This is a genomic window from Alcanivorax hongdengensis A-11-3, from assembly GCF_000300995.1.
Lineage (GTDB): Bacteria > Pseudomonadota > Gammaproteobacteria > Pseudomonadales > Alcanivoracaceae > Alcanivorax > Alcanivorax hongdengensis.
In genome coordinates, this window is record NZ_AMRJ01000002.1 from 181,814 (window position 1) to 203,073 (window position 21,260).

Sequence of the window (21,260 nt, forward strand, 5' to 3'; positions counted from 1 at the left end):
CAAGCTCAACAAGGATGAAAATATGGTTACCTACCTTTACTGGTTCCTGGTCGCCGTACTGGTGATCGCCACCCTGGTCGGTATTGGCGCCCGTGCCGGCAAATGGAAACCCGCGGTGATCATCGCGGTGATCATCTGGCTGGCGGCCACCCTCGCCTATTACTTCTGGCTGCAGCAGGTCTTCGTGAAACGCTTTGGTGGCACCATGAGCATCGCTATCGAGGAAGGTCACTACCATCTCAATGCCACCTGGAAAGACGACAATCTGTGGATCGAGGACTACGACCCGGAAACCAACGAATGCATTTTCCGCGAGTATTCCCGCGGCAACATGCTGCAGGGCAAGGTGGTCTTGAAAGACTGTAATCCCCTGGGGGCCCGCCGCATGGCGCCCGCGCTACCGGCGGCTGGCGAGTAACACGGCGGCCTTCCCCTGTTCCGGTGATGACGCTACCCTTTGCGCCTCTTGCAGGCTGCTTTCCCCATCACCGGAACAGGATTCCCATGAGCAACTCCGTTGAAACCCTTCTGTTTGCCCTCAAACTGATGCCCGAAGCCGTGGCTTTCGAGCAGGTTCAGGCCGCCATCGACGAAAACTACCACTACACCCCGACCCGCTTCACCAACGGCAGCGGTGAAGACATGGTGGTGAACGAGGCTGGCACCAATGAGGGCTCGTGCAAGATTTTCGCCTTCGCCAAATTGCACAGGCTCAATGACGCGCAAACCCTGGCCTGCTTTGGCCATTTCTTCCGCGAGCACGTGCTGGGCAATCCGGGCGGCGACGACCATGCCAACATTCGCACCTTCATGCGCCATGGCCACGCTGGCATCCACTTCGACGGCGATGCCCTGAGCCCGAAAAACTGACCGCCGGCGGGCTGGCGAGGCCACGCCAGCCCTGTTATGGTCAGTAGTTCACTCGCAACCCCAGACCGGTCCCGTGAAAGTTCTCAGCAGCAAGGAACAGCAGCGCCAGCAACTGGAGCGCGACATGGAACGCTTCCTGTCCCGCGGTGGCGAGATCCAGCAGGTCCCCAGTGGCGCCAGTGGCACCAACCCGGTCAACGGGAAAGGCCATCAAACCGTCCTTTTCAATGGCCCGCGGCGGCTCGCGCGCACCGACCTCTCCGAGGTGGCGGCCACCATTGACGCCCGCAAGCACAAACCACGCAGAACGCGACTGACGCACTCACGCCCGCGCCGCCGTTTGATCTATGATGACTTTGGTGAACCCCTGCGCTGGGTCTGGCAGGACAAGTAACACCGCAAGCAATATTCACAATCAAGGGAACTGCACGTGATGAAACAGCTGCTGATGTGGCTGGTGGCGGGGCTGCTGTGCGCCTCGGCCCGGGCCGAAGTGATTGAAACCCCGGTCAAACTGCCCGATAATCTGGGCAGTGGCTATCTCTATGTGAACGACGATTATGACACCCCCGGCCAGGCGGTGATTGTGGTGCACGAGTGGTGGGGCCTGAATGACTATGCCCGCAGCCGGGCTCGCATGCTGGCGGAAAAAGGCTATGTCAGCCTGGCCGTGGACATGTACGGCAACGGCAAGGTCGCCACGCACCCCAAGGACGCCAAGGCCTTCATGGACGCGGCCATGGCCGAACCGGACCTGATGAATGCCCGCTTCGATGCGGCCCGTAAACTGTTGCTCAAGCAGCAGCAGGTCAATCCCAAACAGATTTACGCCATCGGCTACTGCTTCGGCGGCGGCATTGTGCTGCAACAGGCGCGACGCGGCCTGGACCTGGCCGGTGTCGCCAGCTTCCATGGCAGCCTGGGAACCGATCACCCGGCGGGCCCCGGTGATATCAAGGCCCGCATTCTGGCCGCCGTGGGTCAGGATGACCCGACCATCCCGGCTGATCAGGTACGCGGCTTTGTGGCGGAAATGCTCAACGCCGGCGTGGACGTTCAATTGCTGAGCTTCCCGGGGGTCAAGCACGCCTTCACCAACCCCAAGGCGGACGAACTGGGCAAGCGCTTTTCCCTGCCGCTGGCCTACGATGCCCATGCGGATCAGGCCAGCTGGGCGGCCCTGCTTGCCTTTATCGGCCCGAGAAAGCGCTAACCTTCTCCGGCAGGCACCGTTTTGGTGCGCCCGCCCCGCTCTTGCGCACGCTACTGCCCACAGCAGCGCGCGCAAGACGCCTTGCTCCCTTGCCAGCCCGTGTATTCCGGCCTTCCAGCGGAGTTGGCATCGCTCTTGCTCTGATTTCCTTCGAGGAATCGAATGGCCTCGCTGCCATCACGCACTCACGACAATCTGACGCAATAGACAGCTAGGGTTCCGGTCAGCACCGCTGATGCCTGGTCCGAGAGCGGTCGACCTTCTAGCAAGGTTACACGGCGGGACAAAAGCCCGGGAGGACACGATGACGGCATTGTCATTGGATTCCTCACCGTCCGTAGCCAAGGAGGTCCGTCATGACCCGTTCCGCAAAAACCGCCGTCGCCGCCGGCGCACTGGCCCTGTTCACTGCCCTGATGCCGGTATCGGCATTCGCCAAGGATAAATTCAGCGTCTGCTGGTCCATCTACGTGGGCTGGATGCCCTGGGATTATGGCGCCGAGCAGAAGATCGTCGACAAGTGGGCGCACAAGTACGGCATCGACATCGATGTGGTACAGATCAACGATTACATCGAATCCATCAACCAGTACACCGCCGGCCAATATGACGGCTGCACCATGACCAACATGGATGCCCTGACCATCCCCGCCGCCGGCGGCGTGGACTCCACCGCCCTGATCGTCGGCGATTTCTCCAACGGTAACGACGGCATTGTGCTCAAAGGCAAGGACAAGCTGGCCGATATCAAGGGCCAGAACGTCAACCTGGTGGAATTGTCCGTGTCCCACTACCTGCTGGCCCGGGCCCTGGATACCGTGGGTCTCAGCGAAAAGGACCTGACGGTGGTGAATACCTCCGATGCGGATATGGTCTCCGCCTATGCCAGTGACGATGTCACCGCCGTGGCCACCTGGAACCCGCTGCTCAGCGAAATCAGAAAAATGCCCAACAGCCACGAGGTGTTCAATTCCTCGCAGATCCCCGGCGAGATCATCGACCTGATGGTGGTCAACTCCGACACCCTGAAGACCAACCCCAAGTTCGGCAAGGCGCTCACCGGTGCCTGGTATGAAATCATGGCCACCATGGCCGCCGACACCCCAGCCGGCAAGGCCGCCCGCCAGTTCATGGCCAAGGCCTCCGGCACCGACCTGGCCGGCTATCAATCCCAGCTCGACTCCACCCGCATGTTCTACCAGCCGTCCGAGGCGGTGGATTTCGTCAACAGCGCCACGCTCAAGAGCACCATGGGCAAGGTGGCGGAGTTCTCCTTCCAGCATGGCCTGCTGGGTGAAGGCGCTCCGGATGCCGGCTTTGTGGGTATCGAAACACCCACCGGCGTGTACGGCAACAAAGGCAACGTGAAGCTGCGCTTTATCCCCGACTACATGGCCATGGCCGCCGACGGGACCCTGTAATCAGGCACGCGCCAGGCGTCCGTTTCCGGGCGTCTGGCATCTCATGCATTGCCGGAAATCGCCATGAAAAAACTGATCAACCGCCAGCCGGGCCGCGTGGGCCAGTGGGCACTGGGGCTGCTGCCCTTCGTGCTGCTGATCATTGCCTACCTGATAGCCTCGGACGCCAGGCTGGCGGCCAATGCCAACGACAAGTTGCTGCCGGCGCTGAACAGCTTCGCCGATGCCATTCAGCGCATGGCCTTCGAGCCCAGCAAGCGCAGCGGTGACTACCTGCTGTGGGTCGACACCCTGGCCAGCCTGCAGCGCCTGGCCATGGGCGTGGGCATCAGTGCCCTGATGGCGCTGGCGGTGGGCATTGCCAACGGCACCATTCCCTACATTCGCGCCACCCTGTCGCCGCTGGTCACCGGCCTGTCACTGGTGCCGCCCATGGCCATGCTGCCGGTACTGTTCATTATTTTCGGGCTGGGAGAACTGGCCAAGGTGATGCTGATCATCATTGGCATCACGCCTTTTTTGATTCGCGATCTGCAACAACGGGCGCTGGAAATTCCCCGCGAGCAGATCATCAAGATGCAGACCCTGGGAGCCAACAGCTGGCAGATCATTACCCGACTGGTTTGGCCACAGCTGATGCCACGGCTGATCGGCGCCGTGCGCCTGTCGCTGGGCCCGGCCTGGCTGTTCCTGATCGCCGCCGAGGCCATCGCCGCCACCGAAGGGCTGGGTTACCGCATCTTTCTGGTACGGCGTTATCTGGCCATGGATGTGATTCTGCCCTATGTGGTGTGGATTACCCTGCTGGCCTTTGCCATCGACTTCATGCTCAGCCGCTACTCGCGCTGGCGTTACCCCTGGTTCCATCAACAGGGCCATTAACGGAGGAGTGACGATGGCGATTATCGAAATGAAAAACCTGTGGAAGGAATACGGCGACCAGGTGGTGCTGGAGCGCCTCAATGCCCGGGTGGAAGAAGGCGAATTTGTCACCGTGGTGGGCGCCTCCGGGTGCGGCAAGACCACCTTCCTGAAACTGCTGCTGGGTACCGAACAACCCAGCCGTGGAGAAATGCTGCTGGACGGCGCACCGCTGCCCGCCGAACCGGACGAAAGCCGCGGCATCGTGTTCCAGCGATATTCCGTACTCAGCCACCTGACCGCCCTGCAGAACGTGATGCTGGGCGGCGAGCTGCAAAACAGCCGCTGGCTGGGCCACTGCGTGGGCAAGACCCGCAAGGCCCTGCAGAAAGAGGCGCGGGCCATGCTCGACAGCGTCGGCCTGGGCCAGGCCATGGACAAGTATCCCCACGAACTGTCCGGCGGCATGCAGCAACGACTGGCCCTGGCCCAGGCACTGATCAAGAAGCCGCGCATCCTGCTGCTGGACGAGCCCTTCGGCGCCCTTGACCCGGGCATCCGTGCCGATATGCATCAGCTGGTGCTGTCATTGTGGAAGAGCCAGAAGCTCACCGTCTTCATGATCACCCACGACATTAACGAAGGCTTCTACCTGGGCACCCGGCTGTGGGTATTCGACAAGCCACGGCTGGACCCGCAGGCCCCCGGCGCCTATGGCGCACGCATCACCTATGACCTGCCGGTGGGCAACTGCGAGAAGAATACCCTCACCCGCATCAACCGGAGCGTCGGCAATACCAGCCGCGCCATCAATGACACCCTTTAACGAGCCCATGCAAGGAGTTCACCATGACCGATGTGCTCTACCACACCACCCTGCCCGGCAGCGCCCACTGGTCGTTGCGGGTACGGCGAGGCATGCAGCTGCGCTTCACCGACCTGGAAGGCGGCGCCAACCTGGCAGTGCTGATGTACAACCCGGAAGACCTGCTGGAACGCTATAACGCCCCGGACACCCTGAAGGGCCAGCACACCTTCAAGCTGACCCGCGGCAACTGCCTGTACTCGGACATGGGCCGGGTCTTTGCCTCCATGGTGGAAGACGACTTTGGCTGGCATGACAGCGTTTGCGGCACCCTCACCGAGAAAACCCTGCGGCAAAAATACGCCGTGCGTTCCTACCAGGATTGCCACAACCAGTGGACGTTGAGCGGCGAACACAGCTTTCTCACCGAGCTGGCCAAGTACGGCCTCGGCGAACGGGACCTGGCCGCCAACCTCAACCTGTTTTCCAAGGTGGCCGCCGATGACGACGGCAACCTGGTGTTCGATGCCGGCGCCGCGAAAGCCGGTGCCCGTGTCACCCTCAGGTTTGAAATGGACACCCTGGTGATCCTGCACACCTGCCCGCATCCGCTCAACCCGGCAGCGGACTATCCCATGAAGCCGGTACAGATCGAGATGCTGAAAGCCGAGCCGGTCCGCGACGACGATTACTGCAAGACCTTCCTCCCGGAAAACGGCCGCGCCTTTGAAAACAACCGGCTCTACCACCTGGGAATTTAATTTTTTGTGGGAGCTTGCTTGCAAGCGAAATATCCACCATTCGCGTGCAAGCACGCTCCTACAGCACGAAGGAAACGGACATGATCAAAGAAAGCACCCGACAGCCGGAACAGGCCTGCTTCCGTGAAGTGGTGGCCGCCGGGGATTATTTCATCCGCACCCTTGACCAGGGCCAGACCGTGCGCCTGCTGGACCTGGAAGGCAACCAGGCCGCCGACACCCTGTTCTACAGCGCCGCCGACCCGGCCGAGCGCTACAGTGCCATGGACACCATCCGTGAACAGGGCAATGTCTATCTCACCGCCGGCACCGTGCTGATGAGCAATCGCATGAACCCGCTGCTGGAGATCGTCGCCGATACCTGCGGCCGCCATGACACCCTGGGCGGCGCCTGTGCCACGGAAAGCAACACCGTGCGCTACGACCTTGAAAAGCGCTGCATGCACGCCTGCCGCGACAGCTGGATGCTGGCCGTAAACCAGCACCCGGAATTTCACCTGGGCAAACGCGATATCACCCACAACATCAATTTCTTCATGAATGTGCCGGTGACGGCGGAGGGCGGGCTGACCTTCGAGGATGGCATCTCCGCCCCGGGCAAATACGTGGAACTGACCGCCCGCATGGATACGGTGATCCTGATTTCCAACTGCCCGCAGCTCAACAACCCCTGCAACGGCTATAACCCGACCCCCATCGAAGTGCTGATCTGGGACCACTGAGCCCCGTCACACTCCCCGGGGACGACCCCGGCGGCCAAGGATTCACGGCGGGACGACCCGCTGAGCCAAAAAGAGACACCGTCATGTTTAGCAAAGTGCTGATTGCCAACCGCGGCGCCATTGCCACCCGGGTTACCCGCACCCTGAAAAAGCTGGGCGTCACCGCCGTGGCGGTCTACGCGGAAGCGGACCGGGATTCCCTGCATGTCAGCCAGGCGGATCAGGCCTTTTGCCTGGGCGACGGCAGTGCCCGGGATACCTACCTGAACCAGGAAAAACTGTTTGACCTGATGGAGCAACACGGCATCGATGCGGTGCATCCGGGTTACGGCTTTCTCAGTGAAAACCCGGACTTTGTACAAGGCTGTGAAGCGCGGGGCATTGCCTTTATCGGCCCGACGGCCGAGCAGATGAACACCTTCGGCCTCAAGCACACCGCCCGGGCACTGGCGGAAAAAACCGGGGTTCCCCTGTTACCCGGCACCGGCCTGTTGGCAGACAAGGAGGCCGCCCTGCAAGCCGCCCATGACATCGGCTACCCGGTGATGCTGAAAAGCACCGCCGGTGGCGGCGGCATCGGCATGCAGATCTGCGACAGCGCAGACAGTCTCGACAAGGCCTGGGACAGCGTGCGTCGACTCAGTGCCAACAATTTTTCCAACGACGGCGTCTTTATCGAAAAATACATCGCCCGCGCTCGCCACATTGAGGTGCAGGTGTTCGGCGACGGCCAGGGCCTGGCCGTGACCCTGGGCGAGCGTGACTGCTCCGCCCAGCGGCGCCACCAGAAAGTGCTGGAAGAAACCCCGGCGCCCAATTTGCCGGATGCGGTACGCGCGGATCTGCAGGACACCGCCCGCGCCCTGATGGAAGCCGTGCAGTACCGTAATGCCGGCACGGTGGAATTCATTCTCGACCAGGACAGCAACACCTTTTATTTCCTGGAGGTGAATACCCGCCTGCAGGTGGAGCACGGTGTCACCGAGCAGGTTTACGGTGTGGACCTGGTGGAGTGGATGGTCAAACTGGCCGCCGGCGATCTGCCTGCCCTGGATTCGCTCGGCCCTTTCACCGCCAGCGGCCATGCCATTCAGGCACGGATTTACGCGGAAGATCCCAACAAGGATTTCCAGCCCAGCGCCGGCCTGCTCACGGCGGTGGCGTTTCCGCAGGCCGATGGCAAGGCACGGCGTATTGATCACTGGGTGGAAGCCGGGCTGACCGTCTCCCCCCTCTTCGACCCCATGCTGGCCAAGGTCATCATCCACCAGGCAGACCGGGCAAGCGCCCTGAACGCATTGCGCACCACCCTGGCTGCCATCAGCCTGGAAGGCATCGAAACCAACCGGGATTACGTGGGCGCCATTCTGGCCGACCCGGTGTTCACGCAGGGCCGCATGACCACCCGCTATCTGAACGATTTCCACTACGCCCCCTTTACCCTGGACGTGCTCGCCGGCGGCACCCTGACCACGGTGCAGGACTACCCGGGTCGACGTGGCTACTGGCCGGTGGGCGTGCCACCGTCCGGGCCGTTCGACAACCTCAGCTTCCGTCTCGCCAATCGCCTACTGGGCAACGGGGAAGACGCCGCCGGCCTGGAGTTCACCCTCAACGGCCCCACCCTGAAATTCAACCAGTGCACCCGCATCGCTCTGACCGGCGCCGACATGCAGGCCACCCTGGATGGCACGCCGCTGCAAATGTATCGGGCCATTGCCGTACAACCGGGCCAGGTACTGAAACTGGGCAAGGTCAACGGCGAAGGCGCCCGCAGCTATCTGGCGATCGCCGGCGGCATCCAGTGCACGCCCTATCTGGGATCACGCAGCACCTTCACCCTCGGCCAGTTTGGCGGCCATGGCGGGCGGGCCCTGCGCACCGGCGATGTGCTGCACTTCAGCGAGGATGCCGGCACGGCAGCCGCCGTGACCGTGCCTGACAGCCTGAAACCCGCGCTGGGAAAACCATGGACCCTGCGAGTGATCTACGGCCCCCATGGCGCACCGGACTTTTTCACCGATGACGACATGGCCACCTTCTTTTCCACCGACTGGCAAGTGCACTACAACTCCAGCCGTACCGGCATTCGTCTGGTAGGCCCCAAACCGAACTGGGCACGCAGTGACGGCGGTGAAGCCGGCATGCATCCGTCCAACATTCACGACAATGCCTACGCGGTGGGCACGGTGGATTTCACCGGTGACATGCCGGTGATTCTGGGCCCGGACGGGCCGTCCCTGGGCGGTTTTGTCTGCCCGGCCACGGTGATACTGGCCGACCGCTGGAAGCTCGGGCAGCTGAAAGCCGGCGACACCCTGCGCTTCGAGCCCGTCAGCCTGGTCGATGCGGATGCCCTGGCCGCCGAGCAGGACGCCTGTGTCGCGGGCCTGAGTGAGCCGATAACGCAAGCGGTCAGCACCGCCATTACCACACCGATCCTGGCAACCCTGAGCGAAGACGAAGCCGGGGTGGAGGTGGTCTACCGGGCCGCCGGGGATCGTTACCTGCTGGTGGAATACGGCCCACTGGTACTGGACCTGCGCCTGCGCTTTCGCGCCCATGCGCTGATGCTCTGGCTGCAACAGCAAACGCTGGACGGCGTGATCGAACTGACCCCGGGCATCCGTTCCCTGCAGATTCATTTCGACCCGGTGGCACTGCCCCGCACACGACTGCTGGCGCTGCTGGCACGGGCCGAGCGCGAACTGGAAAAGCAGAACGATCTGGAGGTGCCCTCTCGCATCGTGCACATCCCGCTGAGCTGGGATGACGAGGCCTGTCACCAGGCCATCGACAAATACATGCAGTCGGTGCGCAAGGATGCTCCCTGGTGCCCGTCCAACCTGGAATTCATTCGCCGCATCAACGGCCTGGGCAGCATTGATGATGTCAAAGACATTCTCTTCAGCGCCAGCTATGTGGTCATGGGGCTGGGAGATGTCTATCTCGGTGCGCCGGTGGCGACCCCCTACGATCCACGTCACCGCCTGGTCACTACCAAGTACAACCCGGCGCGTACCTGGACCGCGGAAAACTCCGTGGGCATCGGTGGCGCCTACCTGTGCGTTTACGGCATGGAAGGCCCCGGCGGTTATCAATTTGTCGGCCGCACCCTGCAGATGTGGAACCGCTATCGAAAAACGCAAGCCTTCGACAACCCCTGGTTACTGCGCTTCTTCGACCAGATTCGCTTTTACGAAGTCAGCCACGAAGAACTCAACCAGATCCGCCGGGACTTCCCGAAAGGGGACTACCCCATCAAGGTGGAGGAAACCACTTTCAGCCTGAGCGCCTACCAGCGCTTTCTGGATGACAACCAGCAGGACATCGCGCAATTCACCGAGACCCGCAACCAGGCCTTTGAAGAAGAGCTGCAACGCTGGGTGGAAAGCGGCCAGATCCACTTCCAGTCCGAGCAGAACCTGGATGCCGACACCCCTGGCGACACCGTGGACGGCACTCCGGTGGAGTCCCCGGTGGCCGGCAATATCTGGAAACTGCAGGTGCAGGAGGGCGAGACCGTCAATCAAGGCGATGTAGTGGCGATCCTGGAATCCATGAAGATGGAGATCGAAATCACCGCCCCGCAAAGCGGCAAGGTGATCGCCATCAGCCGCCAGGAAGGCCAGCAGATCAACGCCGGCCAGGCCATCATGGTGCTGGATTAACGATGCCGGCGATACAGCCCGGATGGCCAGGCGAGGCGGGGTTGCTGGCTGTCTACCCAGCCCTGTAGCGGCTCGGGCATTTGTGCCGGCCACGCCAGGCCGTATTCCGGCGGCATGAACAGCGGGGCCAGCAGGCTGGCCGCAGCCAGATCGGCGCGGGTAAAGCACTCGCCGACCAGGTACTCCCGGTCACGGGTGGCCTCATCCAGCTCCCGCAGCGCCTGTTCAACCCTCTCGCGGCTTTGCGTTACCTCGGGTTCGCGGATGACCATGGCCTTGCGCATGATGCCCTGCAATTTGGGGAATACCGCCCGCAGGAACCAGCTTCCCCACAGTGGCCCCCCTTTGGCAAAGAAGGGGATGACGATATCCGGATGGTGCAGCAGGGTGTCATAACAGTAACGGCGCAGGTGCGGACCGATCTGCTCGTCGCAGAACGCCTCCCAGCGCAGGGCCTCATCTCGCAGCGCCGGCTCCGCCGGGGTCAGGCTGTGTTGCGGAAAACGCTCATCCAGATAACTGATAATGGCCGCCGAGCCTTGCACCACCCGACCGTCATGGACCAGCACCGGCACGCTACTCTGGCCTGCCAGCTTGCTGATTTTGCGCAGATGCAGGCCCGGCAGGTGGTTCTTGATACGGTAATCGAGCCCCTTGTGGTCCAGCGCCCAGCGGACCTTTTCACAGTAATGGGAGATGGGAAACTGGTGTAGCGTCAGGGTCATGGCAACGGCTCCGGCATCAGTCGGGGGAATTACTGGCTTCCTGGCGCCGCGGGCGACGCACCAGCTCGCCACCGCAGTCCGGGCAGCGCGCGCCATGGACCGTGCAACAATCAACACAGAAGGTGCACTCAAAGGAGCAGATATAGGCGTTCCCGCTGGCCGTCAACGGCACATCACATTCCTTGCAGCGATCTTTCATTTCCAGCATGGCTTCCCCCGATCAATGTGCCGTGACCTTTTCCTTTCCACAGCGCTGGCAGCGGTAGACCGTCACCAGACGCCCCTGCTTCACATCAAACTGTTTTTCCTTGCAGACCACCCATTTGTGAAAGCCATGCTGGCACATGCCCCGGTTGGGGCTCTTTCTGAGCGGCTTCTTGAACGGAACCACATCCCCCATAACCTTGCCTGACGGTGGTGAACAACCCCTTGAGCATACCCGATTTCAGCCCGACGCACGTGGCCGAAGGCCATTGGTAACCACAGTATCATCGAATACCGCGCCACAACCCCGTATAATCCGCCGCCCCAGGATCTGACACGGCAGGCAGAATGACTGACTTTATCCCCGGCCAGCGCTGGCTGAGCGAATCCGAGACCGAGCTGGGCCTTGGTATCATCAAGGAACTGGATTACCGGCTGGTCACAGTGGAATATCCGGCCGCGGAAGAGGAGCGCACCTATGCCAAGGGCAATGCGCCGCTGTCGCGAGTCACGTTCGACGCCGGTGACACCATTCGCACCGCCAATGACCTGGAGCTGGTGGTGGCCGAGGTCAACGAACTCAACGGCCTCAAGGTCTACATGGCTCACCCGGTGGATGATCCCGAGGACATTCAACCGGTGCCGGAAATTAACCTGGGCCACACTCTCAAGCTTAACGCCGCTCTGGATCGCCTGCTTTCCAACCAGCTGTCCTCCAATCGCTGGTTCGAATTGCGCATGGCTGCGCTTGAGGCCCACAGTCAGCAACAGCAATCCCCGATTCAGGGACTGCGCGGGCCACGCATCGATCTGATCGGCCACCAGCTTTATATTGCTGACCAGGTGGCCAACCGCTTTGCGCCGCGGGTACTGCTGGCCGACGAAGTGGGCCTGGGCAAGACCATCGAGGCGGGCCTGATCCTACACCAGCAGCTGCTTACCGGCCGCGCCAGCCGGGTACTGGTGGTGGTCCCTTCACCGCTGGTGCACCAGTGGTTTGTGGAAATGGTGCGCCGTTTCAACCTGCACTTTTCCATCTTCGACCGTGAACGCCTGAACGCCCTGCAGCCCGAGGACAACATCAAGGACATGCTGGCCGACATCATCGCCGAAGAGAAAGGCGAAGCCCCGGCTCAGAAGGACAACCCCTTCCTCAGCGAACAGCTGGTTCTGTGCAGCACGGATTTTCTCAGCGAATGTGATATCGACCAGCTGGCCGCCGCCGACTGGGATTTGATGGTAGTGGACGAAGCGCACCATCTGGAGTGGGCCCCGGACGCGCCCAGCGGGGATTACCAGCGGGTGGAAGCCATCGCCCGCCAGGCTCGCGGTTTGCTGCTGCTGACCGCCACCCCGGAACAGCTGGGACTGGAAAGCCACTATGCCCGCCTGCGGCTGCTGGACCCGGACCGTTACCCGAGCCTGGCCGCCTTCCGTGAAGAACAGGCCCAGTACCAGCATATCGCCACCCTGGCCGGCCAGCTGCATGACCAGCCCAACTGGGATGACGCCCTGAAGGCAGAAACCGCCGCACTGCTGCCGGAAATGACCATCGAGGAAAGCCAGCGCGAGGCCATTCTCAAGGAACTGCTGGACCGCTCCGGCCCCGGCCGGGTGATGTTCCGCAACAGCCGCCACAACATCGCCGGCTTCCCGGCCCGCCATGTTCACGGCGTACCGCTGGCGTTGCCGGCGGACTATGACTACGGCGACGACGAAGGACTGGACAGCCACCTGCACCCGGAAACGCTCTACCATGACGACCGCTGGTGCAGCCTGGATCCACGGGTCAGCTGGCTGGAGCAGTTCTTCAAGCAACACCGCCACGAGAAGGTGCTGGTGATCTGCGCCAGCCGCCATACCGCCACCGACCTGCATGCCCACTGCAACTACAAGCTGGGCATGAACGTGGCCATGTTCCATGAAGACATGGACCTGATCGAACGGGACCGGGCCGCCGCCTTCTTCGCCGACGAGGTGGACGGCGCCCAGGCGCTGATCTGTTCGGAAATCGGCTCCGAGGGCCGCAACTTCCAGTTTGCCCATCACCTGGTGCTGCTGGACCTGCCGCTCAACCCGGATCTGCTGGAGCAACGCATCGGTCGCCTGGATCGTATCGGCCAGACCGAGGATATCCAGATACACGTGCCCCATTTCCAGCAGCATGCCCAGGGCGTGCTGTTTGCCTGGTACCACCAGGGCATGAATGCCTTCGAACACACCAATCCGGCCGGCCACGACATCTATCTGCGCACCCGCGAGGCGCTGGAAGACGCCCTGGCCCATCCGCAGGATGCCGACAAGCTGGCCACCCTGGTGGAACAGACCCGGGCCATCACCGGTGAACTGCACACCCTGCTGGAAACCGGCCGTGACCGCCTGCTGGAGCTGAGCTCCTTCAATGCTGCCCGGGCCGAACAGCTGCGCGAACAACTGGACGACGCCGACTGGCACAGCCCACTGCCCTTCATGCAGCGCCTGTTTGACCGTTACGGCGTGGACCAGGAAGAGCACTCCGACACCGCGGTGATACCCAAGCCCGGCCCGCACATGCGCGATGCCTTCCCCGGCCTGCCCGAGGAAGGCATCACCATGACCGATGACCGCGTCACCGCCCTGGCCCGCGATGACATGCAGTTCCTCACCTGGGAACATCCCATGGTCACCGGCGGCCTGGAAATGGTGCTGGGCGAGAACCGTGGCAAGGCCGCGGTAAGCTTGCTCAAGAACCCCAAGATCAAGGCCGGCACCCTGCTCATCGAAGCCATCTATACCATTGAGGCGGTGGCGCCGAAGCATTTGCAGGTGGACCGCTTTCTGCCCACCACGGTGATTCGCCATCTGCTGGATGCCAACGGCAAGGACATCAGCCGGGCCATCAGCCACGACGGCCTGTGCCAGCAATGCCACAAGATGGACAAGGCTCTCAGCCGCAAGATTGTCGCAAGCCAGAAACCGCTGCTGGAGACACTGCTGAAAAACGATGAAGCCCAGGCCAGCCAGGCCGCCGAGGCGGTGATCGATGACGCGCGCCAGGCCATGCGCGCCGAACAGGACCACGAACTGGCTCGCCTCAAGGCCCTGCAGGCAAAGAACCCGGCTGTCCGTGACGAGGAAATTGCCGCCCTGCAGGCGCAGACCGATGCACTGGAAAAAGTGCTGGCCGAGGCCCGTTGTCAGCTCAACGCCGTGCGTGTCATCGTGGCAGGAGGCGAATAATGGACGAGCTGTTGCCCCGTATCGAAATCGAGCCGGCCAACCCGGCCACGGCCAGCGTCATCTGGCTGCATGGCCTGGGCGCGGATGGCCACGATTTCGAACCAATCGTGCCGGAACTGCAGCTGCCCGCCGAGCTGGCGGTGCGCTTCATTTTCCCCCACGCCCCGCAGATACCCGTGACTGTCAATGGCGGCCATGTCATGCCCGCCTGGTATGACATTCTGGCCATGGATGTGGAACGGACCGTGGACGTGGCCGGGCTGGAGGCATCCTCACAGGCGGTTGGCACACTGGTCGAACGGGAAATCGAACGCGGCATCCCCGCCCATCGCATCATATTGGCCGGCTTCTCCCAGGGCGGCGCCGTGGCCTACCACACGGCCCTGCAGTGGCCCGAGCGGTTGGCCGGACTGATGGCCCTGTCCACCTATCTGGCCACCGGCGATCGTCTGCAACTGGCCGACGCCAACCGGGATCTGCCGATTCTGGTCTGCCATGGCAGCCATGACCCGGTGGTGCCGGAAAGCCTGGGCCGTCAGGCCGTCGCCACCCTGCAGGCACAGGGCTATCAGCCGGACTATCATCACTACCCCATGGAACACGCGGTCTGCCTGGAAGAAATCCGTCAGATCAGCCAGTGGCTGCAATCGGTATTGCAATAACCGATTTGCCCTCCATCACAGTGTGCAGGGATTTCACAATTGCTGCGCACTGTTTGCACATTGTGCTCCTAGCCTGACGCCATGAAGGTGCGATCGCACCGTCACTGGAGCAGAACATGAACACAATCGCATTCAAGCCGCTCATTCTTGCCAGCTTGCTGCTGGCAGCCCCGGCCATGACCCTGGCCGATCCGCCTTCCTGGGCGCATAACGGCGGCCATCACGGTAACCAAAAGGAATACCGCAACGGACATGACCGGGGGCGGGATAATGGCGGTAATCACCACTGGCACCACAACGACCGCCACCATGAAAGACGGGTCGTCCATGTTAAGCCGTTGGCCGTGAACTGGTATCAGCATGCCTATGTGGGCCAGCGGTTACCCGTGGAAATCGACAACCATAACTACCGCTTGCCGCGCCATGCCCGTATTCACCATCTGAACAGCGGCGTCACCGAGCTGGTGGTGGCCGATCAGATTATCCGCATCCTGGATGCCACCCAGACCATCATCGCCGTCAGCCGCTAGGGATAGCCCCGGAATGAAAAAAGGCGCCACCAGGCGCCTTCACTCTTTCGGTTTGCGTTACCGCTCTCCGCTCTACAACCAGTAAACGCAGACGAACAGGAACAGCCAGACCACATCCACAAAGTGCCAGTACCAGGCACTGGCTTCCCAGGCAAAACAGTTATCGGCGCTGAAGTGACCCCGAATCACACGTGTCAGGGTAATGATCAGAAAGATCGTGCCGATGGTCACATGGGCCCCGTGGAAGCCGGTCAGCATGAAGAACAGGCTGCCGTAGATACCCGCATGCAGGGTCAGCCCCATCTCCGTGTAGGCGTGGTGATACTCCACCGCCTGCAGACTCAAAAAGGAAATGCCCAGCAGCACGGTCAGAAACTGGAAAAAAATCAGCCGACCCCGCTTTCCCTCTATCAAGGCATGGTGACCGATGGTCAACGTCACGGAGCTGGTCAACAACACGGCGGTATTCAACGCCGGCAGCCCCCAGGCTTCCATGGCCTGGGTGGCCCGGCCATCCGGGGTCATCACCAGCGGCCACATGGACTGGAAGTTGGGCCATAACAGCTCATGGGTCATGGCGTTGTTACCGGCCCCGCCCAGCCAGGGCACGATCAACCAGCGGGTATAGAACAGGGCGCCGAAGAAGGCGCCGAAGAACATCACCTCGGAGAAGATGAACCACATCATGCCCTGCCGGTAGGATCCGCCCAATACCCGGTTGTGCAGCCCACCCACGGACTCGCGAATGGTATCGCGCCACCACAGGGTCACCGTGACCAGCAAAATGGCCAGGCCGGCCATGAACACGAACTTGCCCCAGGCACCGGGGTAACTGTCCGGGTTAAAGCTCTGATGGATGAATTCGGCGGCCCCGAAGGCGGTGGTAAACAGCCCCACCGACGCCACCACTGGCCAGGGGCTGCCATGTTCGGGAATGTAGTACTTGTCAGTCGCCATGCTCGCGTCTCCTGTAGCAGGCCTTTGGCCCCGGCTCTACGTTCGAGTCGCTTTGTCACTACCCTTACAGGCAACTGCGTGACCTGCGTCCTTGCCCGCCGGGCAACCCGGCGGGCTTGTTGTGTTGTGGTTACTTGATCAGCGGCGGTGTTTCATGGGTGTGGAAGGGCGCCGGCGAAGGCACTTCCCATTCCAGCCCGTCCGCGGCGCCCCAGGGATTGGCCGGCGCCTTTTCGCCTTTCTTCATTGCGCAACGCACTGCCACGGCCACAAACAGCAGCTGGGACAGGCCAAACCAGAAACCACCGATGGAAATCCAGAAGTTGTAGTCCGCGAACTGCAGGGCATAGTCCGCGTAACGGCGCGGCATGCCCGCCAGCCCCACGAAGTGCATGGGGAAAAACAGCAGGTTGGCGGAAATCAGCGAGCTCCAGAAATGCAGCTCCCCAAGCAGCTTGCTGGGCATCACCCCGGACCACTTGGGCAGCCAGTAATAGGCGGCGGCAAAAATGGAGAAGATGGCACCGGTGACCAGCACATAGTGGAAATGGGCCACCACGAAGTAGGTATCGTGGTACTGGAAGTCCACCGGCGTGATGGCCAGCATCAGGCCGGACAGGCCGCCACAGGTAAACAGCACCACAAAGGCAATGGCCCACTTCATCGGCAGCTCGAAGGTCAGCGAGCCTCGCCACATGGTCGCCACCCAGTTGAATACCTTCACGCCGGTGGGCACCGAAATCAGCATGGTCATGTACATGAAGAACAGGGTGCCCGCCAGCGGCAGCCCCACGGTGAACATGTGGTGGGCCCAGACCACGAAACTCAGCAACGCAATGGAGGCGGTGGCATAAACCATGGACGCATAGCCGAACAGGGGCTTGCGGGAAAAGGTGGGCAGAATCGCCGAGACAATACCGAAGCTTGGCAGAATCATGATGTACACCTCCGGATGCCCGAAGAACCAGAACACATGCTGGAACAGCACCGGATCACCGCCGCCGGCGGCATCAAAGAAACTGGTGCCGAAGTGTCGGTCCATCAGCACCATGGTCACCGCCCCGGCCAGCACCGGCATCACCGCGATCAGCAGGAAGGCGGTAATCAGCCAGGTCCACACGAACAGCGGCATTTTCATCAGGGTCATGCCCGGCGCGCGCAGGTTCAGCACGGTCACGATCACATTGATGGCCCCCATAATGGAGGAAATCCCCATCATGTGAACCGAGAACACGAACAGGTCAGTGGAGTCGGGCCCGTAGGTGGTGGACAGCGGCGCATAGAAGGTCCAGCCGAAGTCCGGCGCCGCCGGGTGCCCGGGGGCAAAGGCACTCATCAAAACCGAGCCGATCAGCAGCGTAAAGGCAAAGGGCAGAATCCAGAACGACCAGTTGTTCATCCTCGGCAGGGCCATGTCCGGTGCCCCCACCATCAACGGGATCATCCAGTTGGCCAGCCCGACAAAGGCCGGCATTACCGCCCCAAACACCATGACCAGGCCGTGCACCGTGGTCATCTGGTTGAAGAATTCCGGGTCCACGAACTGCATGCCCGGTTCCAGCAGTTCCGCGCGGATCACCATGGCCATGAAGCCGCCAGTCATGAACATGGCAAAGCTGAACCACAGGTACATGGTGCCGATATCTTTGTGGTTGGTACTGAACAGCCAGCGCTTCAGGCCGGAAGGCGCATGGTGATGGTCATGGTGAGCATCATGGGTTGCCGTGGCAGTGGTCATCACTCTCCCCTCCCTTACTGGCTTTCGTGGTCGTTGACGTCAGCGGGTTGAACCAGATCGCCGCTGTCGTTACCAAAGGCATTACGCTCGTAGGTCACCACTGCCGCGATATCCCGCGGCGAAAGCTGGGCCTTGAAGGACGGCATGGCATTGCGGCCGTTGATCAGCGTGTCGATATGCTCGGGCAGGTGTTTTGCGTCGGTCATGAACTCGCTGCCAGCGAACTTGAGGCCGATACCCCCCTCACCGTTATTGCCGTGGCAGAGTGCGCAGTTGGCCTTGTAGACACCTTCACCGGCATCCATGGCTTCCTTGAGATCCGCGAACGGTGTCAGATCCGGCGCTGCGGCGGCCTTGGCTTTTTCGTCGGCCAGCCAGGTATCGAACTTGTCCTGGCTGACCACCTTCACCTCAATGGGCATGAAGGCATGGCCCTTGCCACACAGTTCGGTGCACTGGCCGTAATAGGTGTCTTCCTTGCCTTCGGGAATCTTGGCCCACATCTCGTTGACGTAGCCGGGAATGGCGTCCTTCTTGCCACCGAAATCCGGCACCCAGAAGGAATGGATCACATCATCGGAGGTAATCAGAAAGCGCACCTTGATGCCCGATGGCAGCACCAGCGGTTTGTCCACCTCCAGGTTGTAGTTGTGGTCTTTCTTTGGTGCCGGCTGGCCGCCCCGGTCACTGGCTGTGCCATAGGGAAACAGGCCGGCGGAAAAGACTGGCGTTTCCCGCTGTTCCACCGGTGTGGCGATATTGGAGTAGAACGACAGGTTGACCTGGTTGTCGTCCTTGTAGGTCAGGTACTCATAGTTCCATTTCCAGCGCGAACCGGTGACCTTCACCGTCAGTTCGGAGCCGGAGCTGTCCTCCAGCTGAAACAGCACCAGGGTGGCAGGCACCGCCATGGCAATCAGAATAATGAAGGGAACAATGGTCCACAGCAGTTCCAGAACGATGTTCTCGTGGAAGGTGGACGGGTTGGGACGACGGGAGCGGCGATGGCGGATCATCGCGACCAGGATCAGCCCGAAGACCAGCAGGCCGATGGCGGTAACGATCCAGAGGATGGTGGTGTGCAGGTCGTGCACTTCCTGACTGACCTGGGTAACGCCCGGACGCAGGTCCAGATCGGAACGCGTGGCCCAGTCACTGGCATTTGCCGTTGTCGCCATGATCACCGACAACAGCCCCGCAGCCCTGCGGTACAACGGAGTTAACTGCATATGCGTTTGCTCCTTGTTTTTATGGTGCGATCCCAATCCACGAGCACACCTGTTCTTGTACTGTCGCTCCGTCGCCCGGAACCTGAGTATCAGGGTATCATCGGGTCTCCCCCAAGAACGAAGACAGTCAGCGATGCTGACGTCCCATCAGGCAAACCACCGTGCAGACAGACACCCCGGGCGTTGGCCCGCCCCGGTCCGGGCAGGCTGCGCCGCTACACATTGGAAATAACTCTAGACCAGTCAATTGGTTAAAGTCCAGCCAGTTGAGACCGCCCGGTCACCGCCACGACACTGGCATCACAAAAGCGCAAATATGGTAGACTTCGCTCCCCCCTACGGCACGCGTTCACAGGCCCGCGAATGTCCAAGCCCCGCCAGATCTACAAAGTGATTTTTCTCAATAACGGCAAGGTCTACGAGCTGTATGCCAGCCATATCTACCAGAGCGAGTTGTACGGTTTTATCGAGGTGGAGGCCTTCCTGTTCGGAGAACGGGCCCAGATGGTGGTCGACCCGTCCGAGGAAAGGCTCAAGAATGAATTCGCCGGGGTACAGCGCTCCTTTATCCCCCTGCATGCGGTGATCCGCATCGACGAGGTGGAAAAGGAAGGTATCAGCAAGATCAGCGAAGCCGGCGGCTCCAATGTATCGGCCTTTCCCATGCCCCTGGGGCCGGGCGGAAAAAAAAGTTAGTGGCCGGAAAATCCCGGCCACTAGCCGGGGTCTGTTGGCACTACAGAAATGACAACTGCTGAATGCATTTTTTCGTCCAGTAGTGTCAACCGATGAGCCATGTAGTCATTCTACATAAACAGCGGATGGCGCTGCTGGGCGGAAAAAGGGATCAGCCCTTCGGGTTGAGCCCCAAAAGCCACCACTCGTCGTTATTCGCTGCTCATTTGGAGTCACCAAACGTCGCACCTCATGCCTAGATTTGTGGCTTTTGGGGCTCAACAGGTGCCATTTCGGTAGTGCCAACAGGCCCCAAGGAGAAGGGCGCCAGCCTGACTGAACGCCCGGAGGGTTGCCTGTTGGAGTCAAAAAGCACTCATCTGTCTGATTAGTGCATCAGTAACGGCCATTGGTTCCCGGGCGATGCAAAAAAACCTGGCCGGAACGGGTGTCACGGGTCACCCGCACGTTCGCCCGCTCCACCCGGGCGACTAGGCGTACAAACAACATCAACGATAATCGCGCAAACATATCCATATCCGGTCTCCTGAAATCCCGGCAAAGTGCATCCCTGCTCCCTGGCCATCCCTGCTGGCCCTTTACCGGTGAACACCGTCAGCCGGTGTCAGGGAATCAGAGGGGGCACAGGGGCATTTTGTTCGCCACCGTCATCGAAAATGTGACCGCTGCACGCGCCTTTTACTGCGCTTTTACAGTCCGGCACGCCTGCCGCTCATTACCGGGGGCCAGCCTGCTCGATGGGCTGGCCGTGGCGCATGGCCGGGTTCACGTCATGGGGTTTGATCCAGCCCATGTACATGCTCAGCAAAATGAACAGGAATACCGCCACAGAGAACCCCACCCGCCAGGCCAGTGCCCGCATGGTCTTGCCTTCCCGGCTCTCGCCCCGGGCCAGTGACATGAGCGCCCGGCCCAGGGAAAAGACCGCGGCCAACAGCAGAATCACGACAATCGCTTTTACCCACCACATAGTACT

22 protein-coding genes and 1 riboswitch are annotated in these 21,260 nt (G+C 61.3%); of the genes, 14 read left to right on the forward strand and 8 right to left on the reverse strand.

Annotated features, from left to right (window positions below; all coding sequences use genetic code 11):
• Positions 1 to 22: 22 nt before the first annotated feature.
• The 10 genes from A11A3_RS02475 to uca all read left to right on the forward strand — a co-directional run bounded on the left by A11A3_RS02475 (position 23) and on the right by uca (position 10,324).
• Positions 23 to 418, forward strand: coding sequence for a hypothetical protein (locus tag A11A3_RS02475; protein WP_008927683.1), 396 nt, complete (start codon positions 23 to 25; stop codon positions 416 to 418).
• Between the two features lie 86 nt (positions 419 to 504).
• Positions 505 to 870, forward strand: coding sequence for a HopJ type III effector protein (locus A11A3_RS02480; protein WP_008927684.1), 366 nt, complete (start codon positions 505 to 507; stop codon positions 868 to 870).
• A 73-nt stretch (positions 871 to 943) separates the two neighbouring features.
• A complete protein-coding gene (locus A11A3_RS02485) occupies positions 944 to 1,264 on the forward strand; it encodes a hypothetical protein (RefSeq protein WP_008927685.1) in 321 nt (106 codons plus the stop codon).
• Between the two features lie 39 nt (positions 1,265 to 1,303).
• The gene (locus A11A3_RS02490) at positions 1,304 to 2,083 is read left to right on the forward strand and encodes a dienelactone hydrolase family protein (protein ID WP_008927686.1); all 780 of its coding nucleotides are present in this window, start codon (positions 1,304 to 1,306) and stop codon (positions 2,081 to 2,083) included.
• Positions 2,084 to 2,283: 200 nt separating this feature from the next.
• A riboswitch (guanidine-I (ykkC/yxkD leader) is annotated at positions 2,284 to 2,383 on the forward strand.
• Positions 2,384 to 2,439: 56 nt separating this feature from the next.
• Positions 2,440 to 3,504, forward strand: coding sequence for a putative urea ABC transporter substrate-binding protein (locus A11A3_RS02495; RefSeq protein ID WP_008927687.1), 1,065 nt, complete (start codon positions 2,440 to 2,442; stop codon positions 3,502 to 3,504).
• 63 nt (positions 3,505 to 3,567) lie between these two features.
• Positions 3,568 to 4,386: an ABC transporter permease gene (locus A11A3_RS02500; protein ID WP_008927688.1), complete on the forward strand. Its 819-nt coding sequence runs from the start codon at positions 3,568 to 3,570 to the stop codon at positions 4,384 to 4,386.
• A 13-nt stretch (positions 4,387 to 4,399) separates the two neighbouring features.
• A complete protein-coding gene (locus A11A3_RS02505; protein ID WP_008927689.1) occupies positions 4,400 to 5,191 on the forward strand; it encodes an ABC transporter ATP-binding protein in 792 nt (263 codons plus the stop codon).
• Positions 5,192 to 5,214: 23 nt separating this feature from the next.
• Complete coding sequence (locus A11A3_RS02510; RefSeq protein WP_008927690.1) at positions 5,215 to 5,931, forward strand: urea amidolyase associated protein UAAP1; 717 nt, start codon at positions 5,215 to 5,217, stop codon at positions 5,929 to 5,931.
• A gap of 80 nt (positions 5,932 to 6,011) precedes the next feature.
• The gene (locus A11A3_RS02515; RefSeq protein WP_008927691.1) at positions 6,012 to 6,653 is read left to right on the forward strand and encodes an urea amidolyase associated protein UAAP2; all 642 of its coding nucleotides are present in this window, start codon (positions 6,012 to 6,014) and stop codon (positions 6,651 to 6,653) included.
• An 83-nt stretch (positions 6,654 to 6,736) separates the two neighbouring features.
• Entirely contained in the window at positions 6,737 to 10,324 is a 3,588-nt protein-coding gene (uca, locus tag A11A3_RS02520; RefSeq protein ID WP_008927692.1) for an urea carboxylase, read from the forward strand.
• On the opposite strand, the gene A11A3_RS02525 is transcribed toward uca, so the two are convergent.
• From A11A3_RS02525 to A11A3_RS02535, 3 genes are read right to left on the reverse strand one after another with little or no spacing between them, the layout of a single operon-like run.
• Positions 10,321 to 11,049, reverse strand: a complete 729-nt coding sequence (locus tag A11A3_RS02525; RefSeq protein WP_008927693.1) for a glutathione S-transferase family protein — start codon at positions 11,047 to 11,049, stop codon at positions 10,321 to 10,323. The genes uca and A11A3_RS02525 overlap by 4 nt on opposite strands.
• A gap of 16 nt (positions 11,050 to 11,065) precedes the next feature.
• The gene (locus A11A3_RS02530; protein WP_008927694.1) at positions 11,066 to 11,257 is read right to left on the reverse strand and encodes a DUF1272 domain-containing protein; all 192 of its coding nucleotides are present in this window, start codon (positions 11,255 to 11,257) and stop codon (positions 11,066 to 11,068) included.
• Positions 11,258 to 11,269: 12 nt separating this feature from the next.
• Positions 11,270 to 11,449, reverse strand: coding sequence for a hypothetical protein (locus A11A3_RS02535; protein WP_008927695.1), 180 nt, complete (start codon positions 11,447 to 11,449; stop codon positions 11,270 to 11,272).
• 152 nt (positions 11,450 to 11,601) lie between these two features.
• Between A11A3_RS02535 and rapA the strand changes: the two genes are divergently transcribed.
• The 3 genes from rapA to A11A3_RS02550 all read left to right on the forward strand — a co-directional run bounded on the left by rapA (position 11,602) and on the right by A11A3_RS02550 (position 15,664).
• Complete coding sequence (gene rapA / locus A11A3_RS02540; protein WP_008927696.1) at positions 11,602 to 14,472, forward strand: RNA polymerase-associated protein RapA; 2,871 nt, start codon at positions 11,602 to 11,604, stop codon at positions 14,470 to 14,472.
• Positions 14,472 to 15,134: an alpha/beta hydrolase gene (locus A11A3_RS02545; protein WP_008927697.1), complete on the forward strand. Its 663-nt coding sequence runs from the start codon at positions 14,472 to 14,474 to the stop codon at positions 15,132 to 15,134. Before rapA ends, A11A3_RS02545 begins: the two co-directional genes overlap by 1 nt.
• 116 nt (positions 15,135 to 15,250) lie before the next feature.
• Positions 15,251 to 15,664 carry a hypothetical protein gene (locus A11A3_RS02550; protein ID WP_008927698.1) on the forward strand — a complete coding sequence of 138 codons (414 nt, stop codon included), beginning with the start codon at positions 15,251 to 15,253 and terminating at the stop codon, positions 15,662 to 15,664.
• A gap of 72 nt (positions 15,665 to 15,736) precedes the next feature.
• Here the strand turns inward: A11A3_RS02550 and A11A3_RS02555 are convergent, their stop codons facing one another.
• From A11A3_RS02555 to coxB, 3 genes are all read right to left on the reverse strand, one after another.
• Complete coding sequence (locus A11A3_RS02555) at positions 15,737 to 16,621, reverse strand: cytochrome c oxidase subunit 3 (protein ID WP_008927699.1); 885 nt, start codon at positions 16,619 to 16,621, stop codon at positions 15,737 to 15,739.
• A 130-nt stretch (positions 16,622 to 16,751) separates the two neighbouring features.
• Positions 16,752 to 18,359, reverse strand: coding sequence for a cytochrome c oxidase subunit I (gene ctaD / locus A11A3_RS02560; protein WP_008927700.1), 1,608 nt, complete (start codon positions 18,357 to 18,359; stop codon positions 16,752 to 16,754).
• 14 nt (positions 18,360 to 18,373) lie between these two features.
• On the reverse strand, positions 18,374 to 19,537 hold the full coding sequence (gene coxB / locus A11A3_RS02565; protein WP_237738816.1) for a cytochrome c oxidase subunit II: 1,164 nt from the start codon (positions 19,535 to 19,537) through the stop codon (positions 18,374 to 18,376).
• A 414-nt stretch (positions 19,538 to 19,951) separates the two neighbouring features.
• Between coxB and A11A3_RS02570 the strand changes: the two genes are divergently transcribed.
• A complete protein-coding gene (locus tag A11A3_RS02570; protein ID WP_008927702.1) occupies positions 19,952 to 20,284 on the forward strand; it encodes a DUF1820 family protein in 333 nt (110 codons plus the stop codon).
• Between the two features lie 375 nt (positions 20,285 to 20,659).
• On the opposite strand, the gene A11A3_RS17650 is transcribed toward A11A3_RS02570, so the two are convergent.
• Positions 20,660 to 20,800, reverse strand: coding sequence for a hypothetical protein (locus A11A3_RS17650; protein WP_157375249.1), 141 nt, complete (start codon positions 20,798 to 20,800; stop codon positions 20,660 to 20,662).
• A gap of 199 nt (positions 20,801 to 20,999) precedes the next feature.
• A complete protein-coding gene (locus A11A3_RS02575; RefSeq protein ID WP_008927703.1) occupies positions 21,000 to 21,254 on the reverse strand; it encodes a twin transmembrane helix small protein in 255 nt (84 codons plus the stop codon).
• Positions 21,255 to 21,260 lie beyond the last annotated feature (6 nt).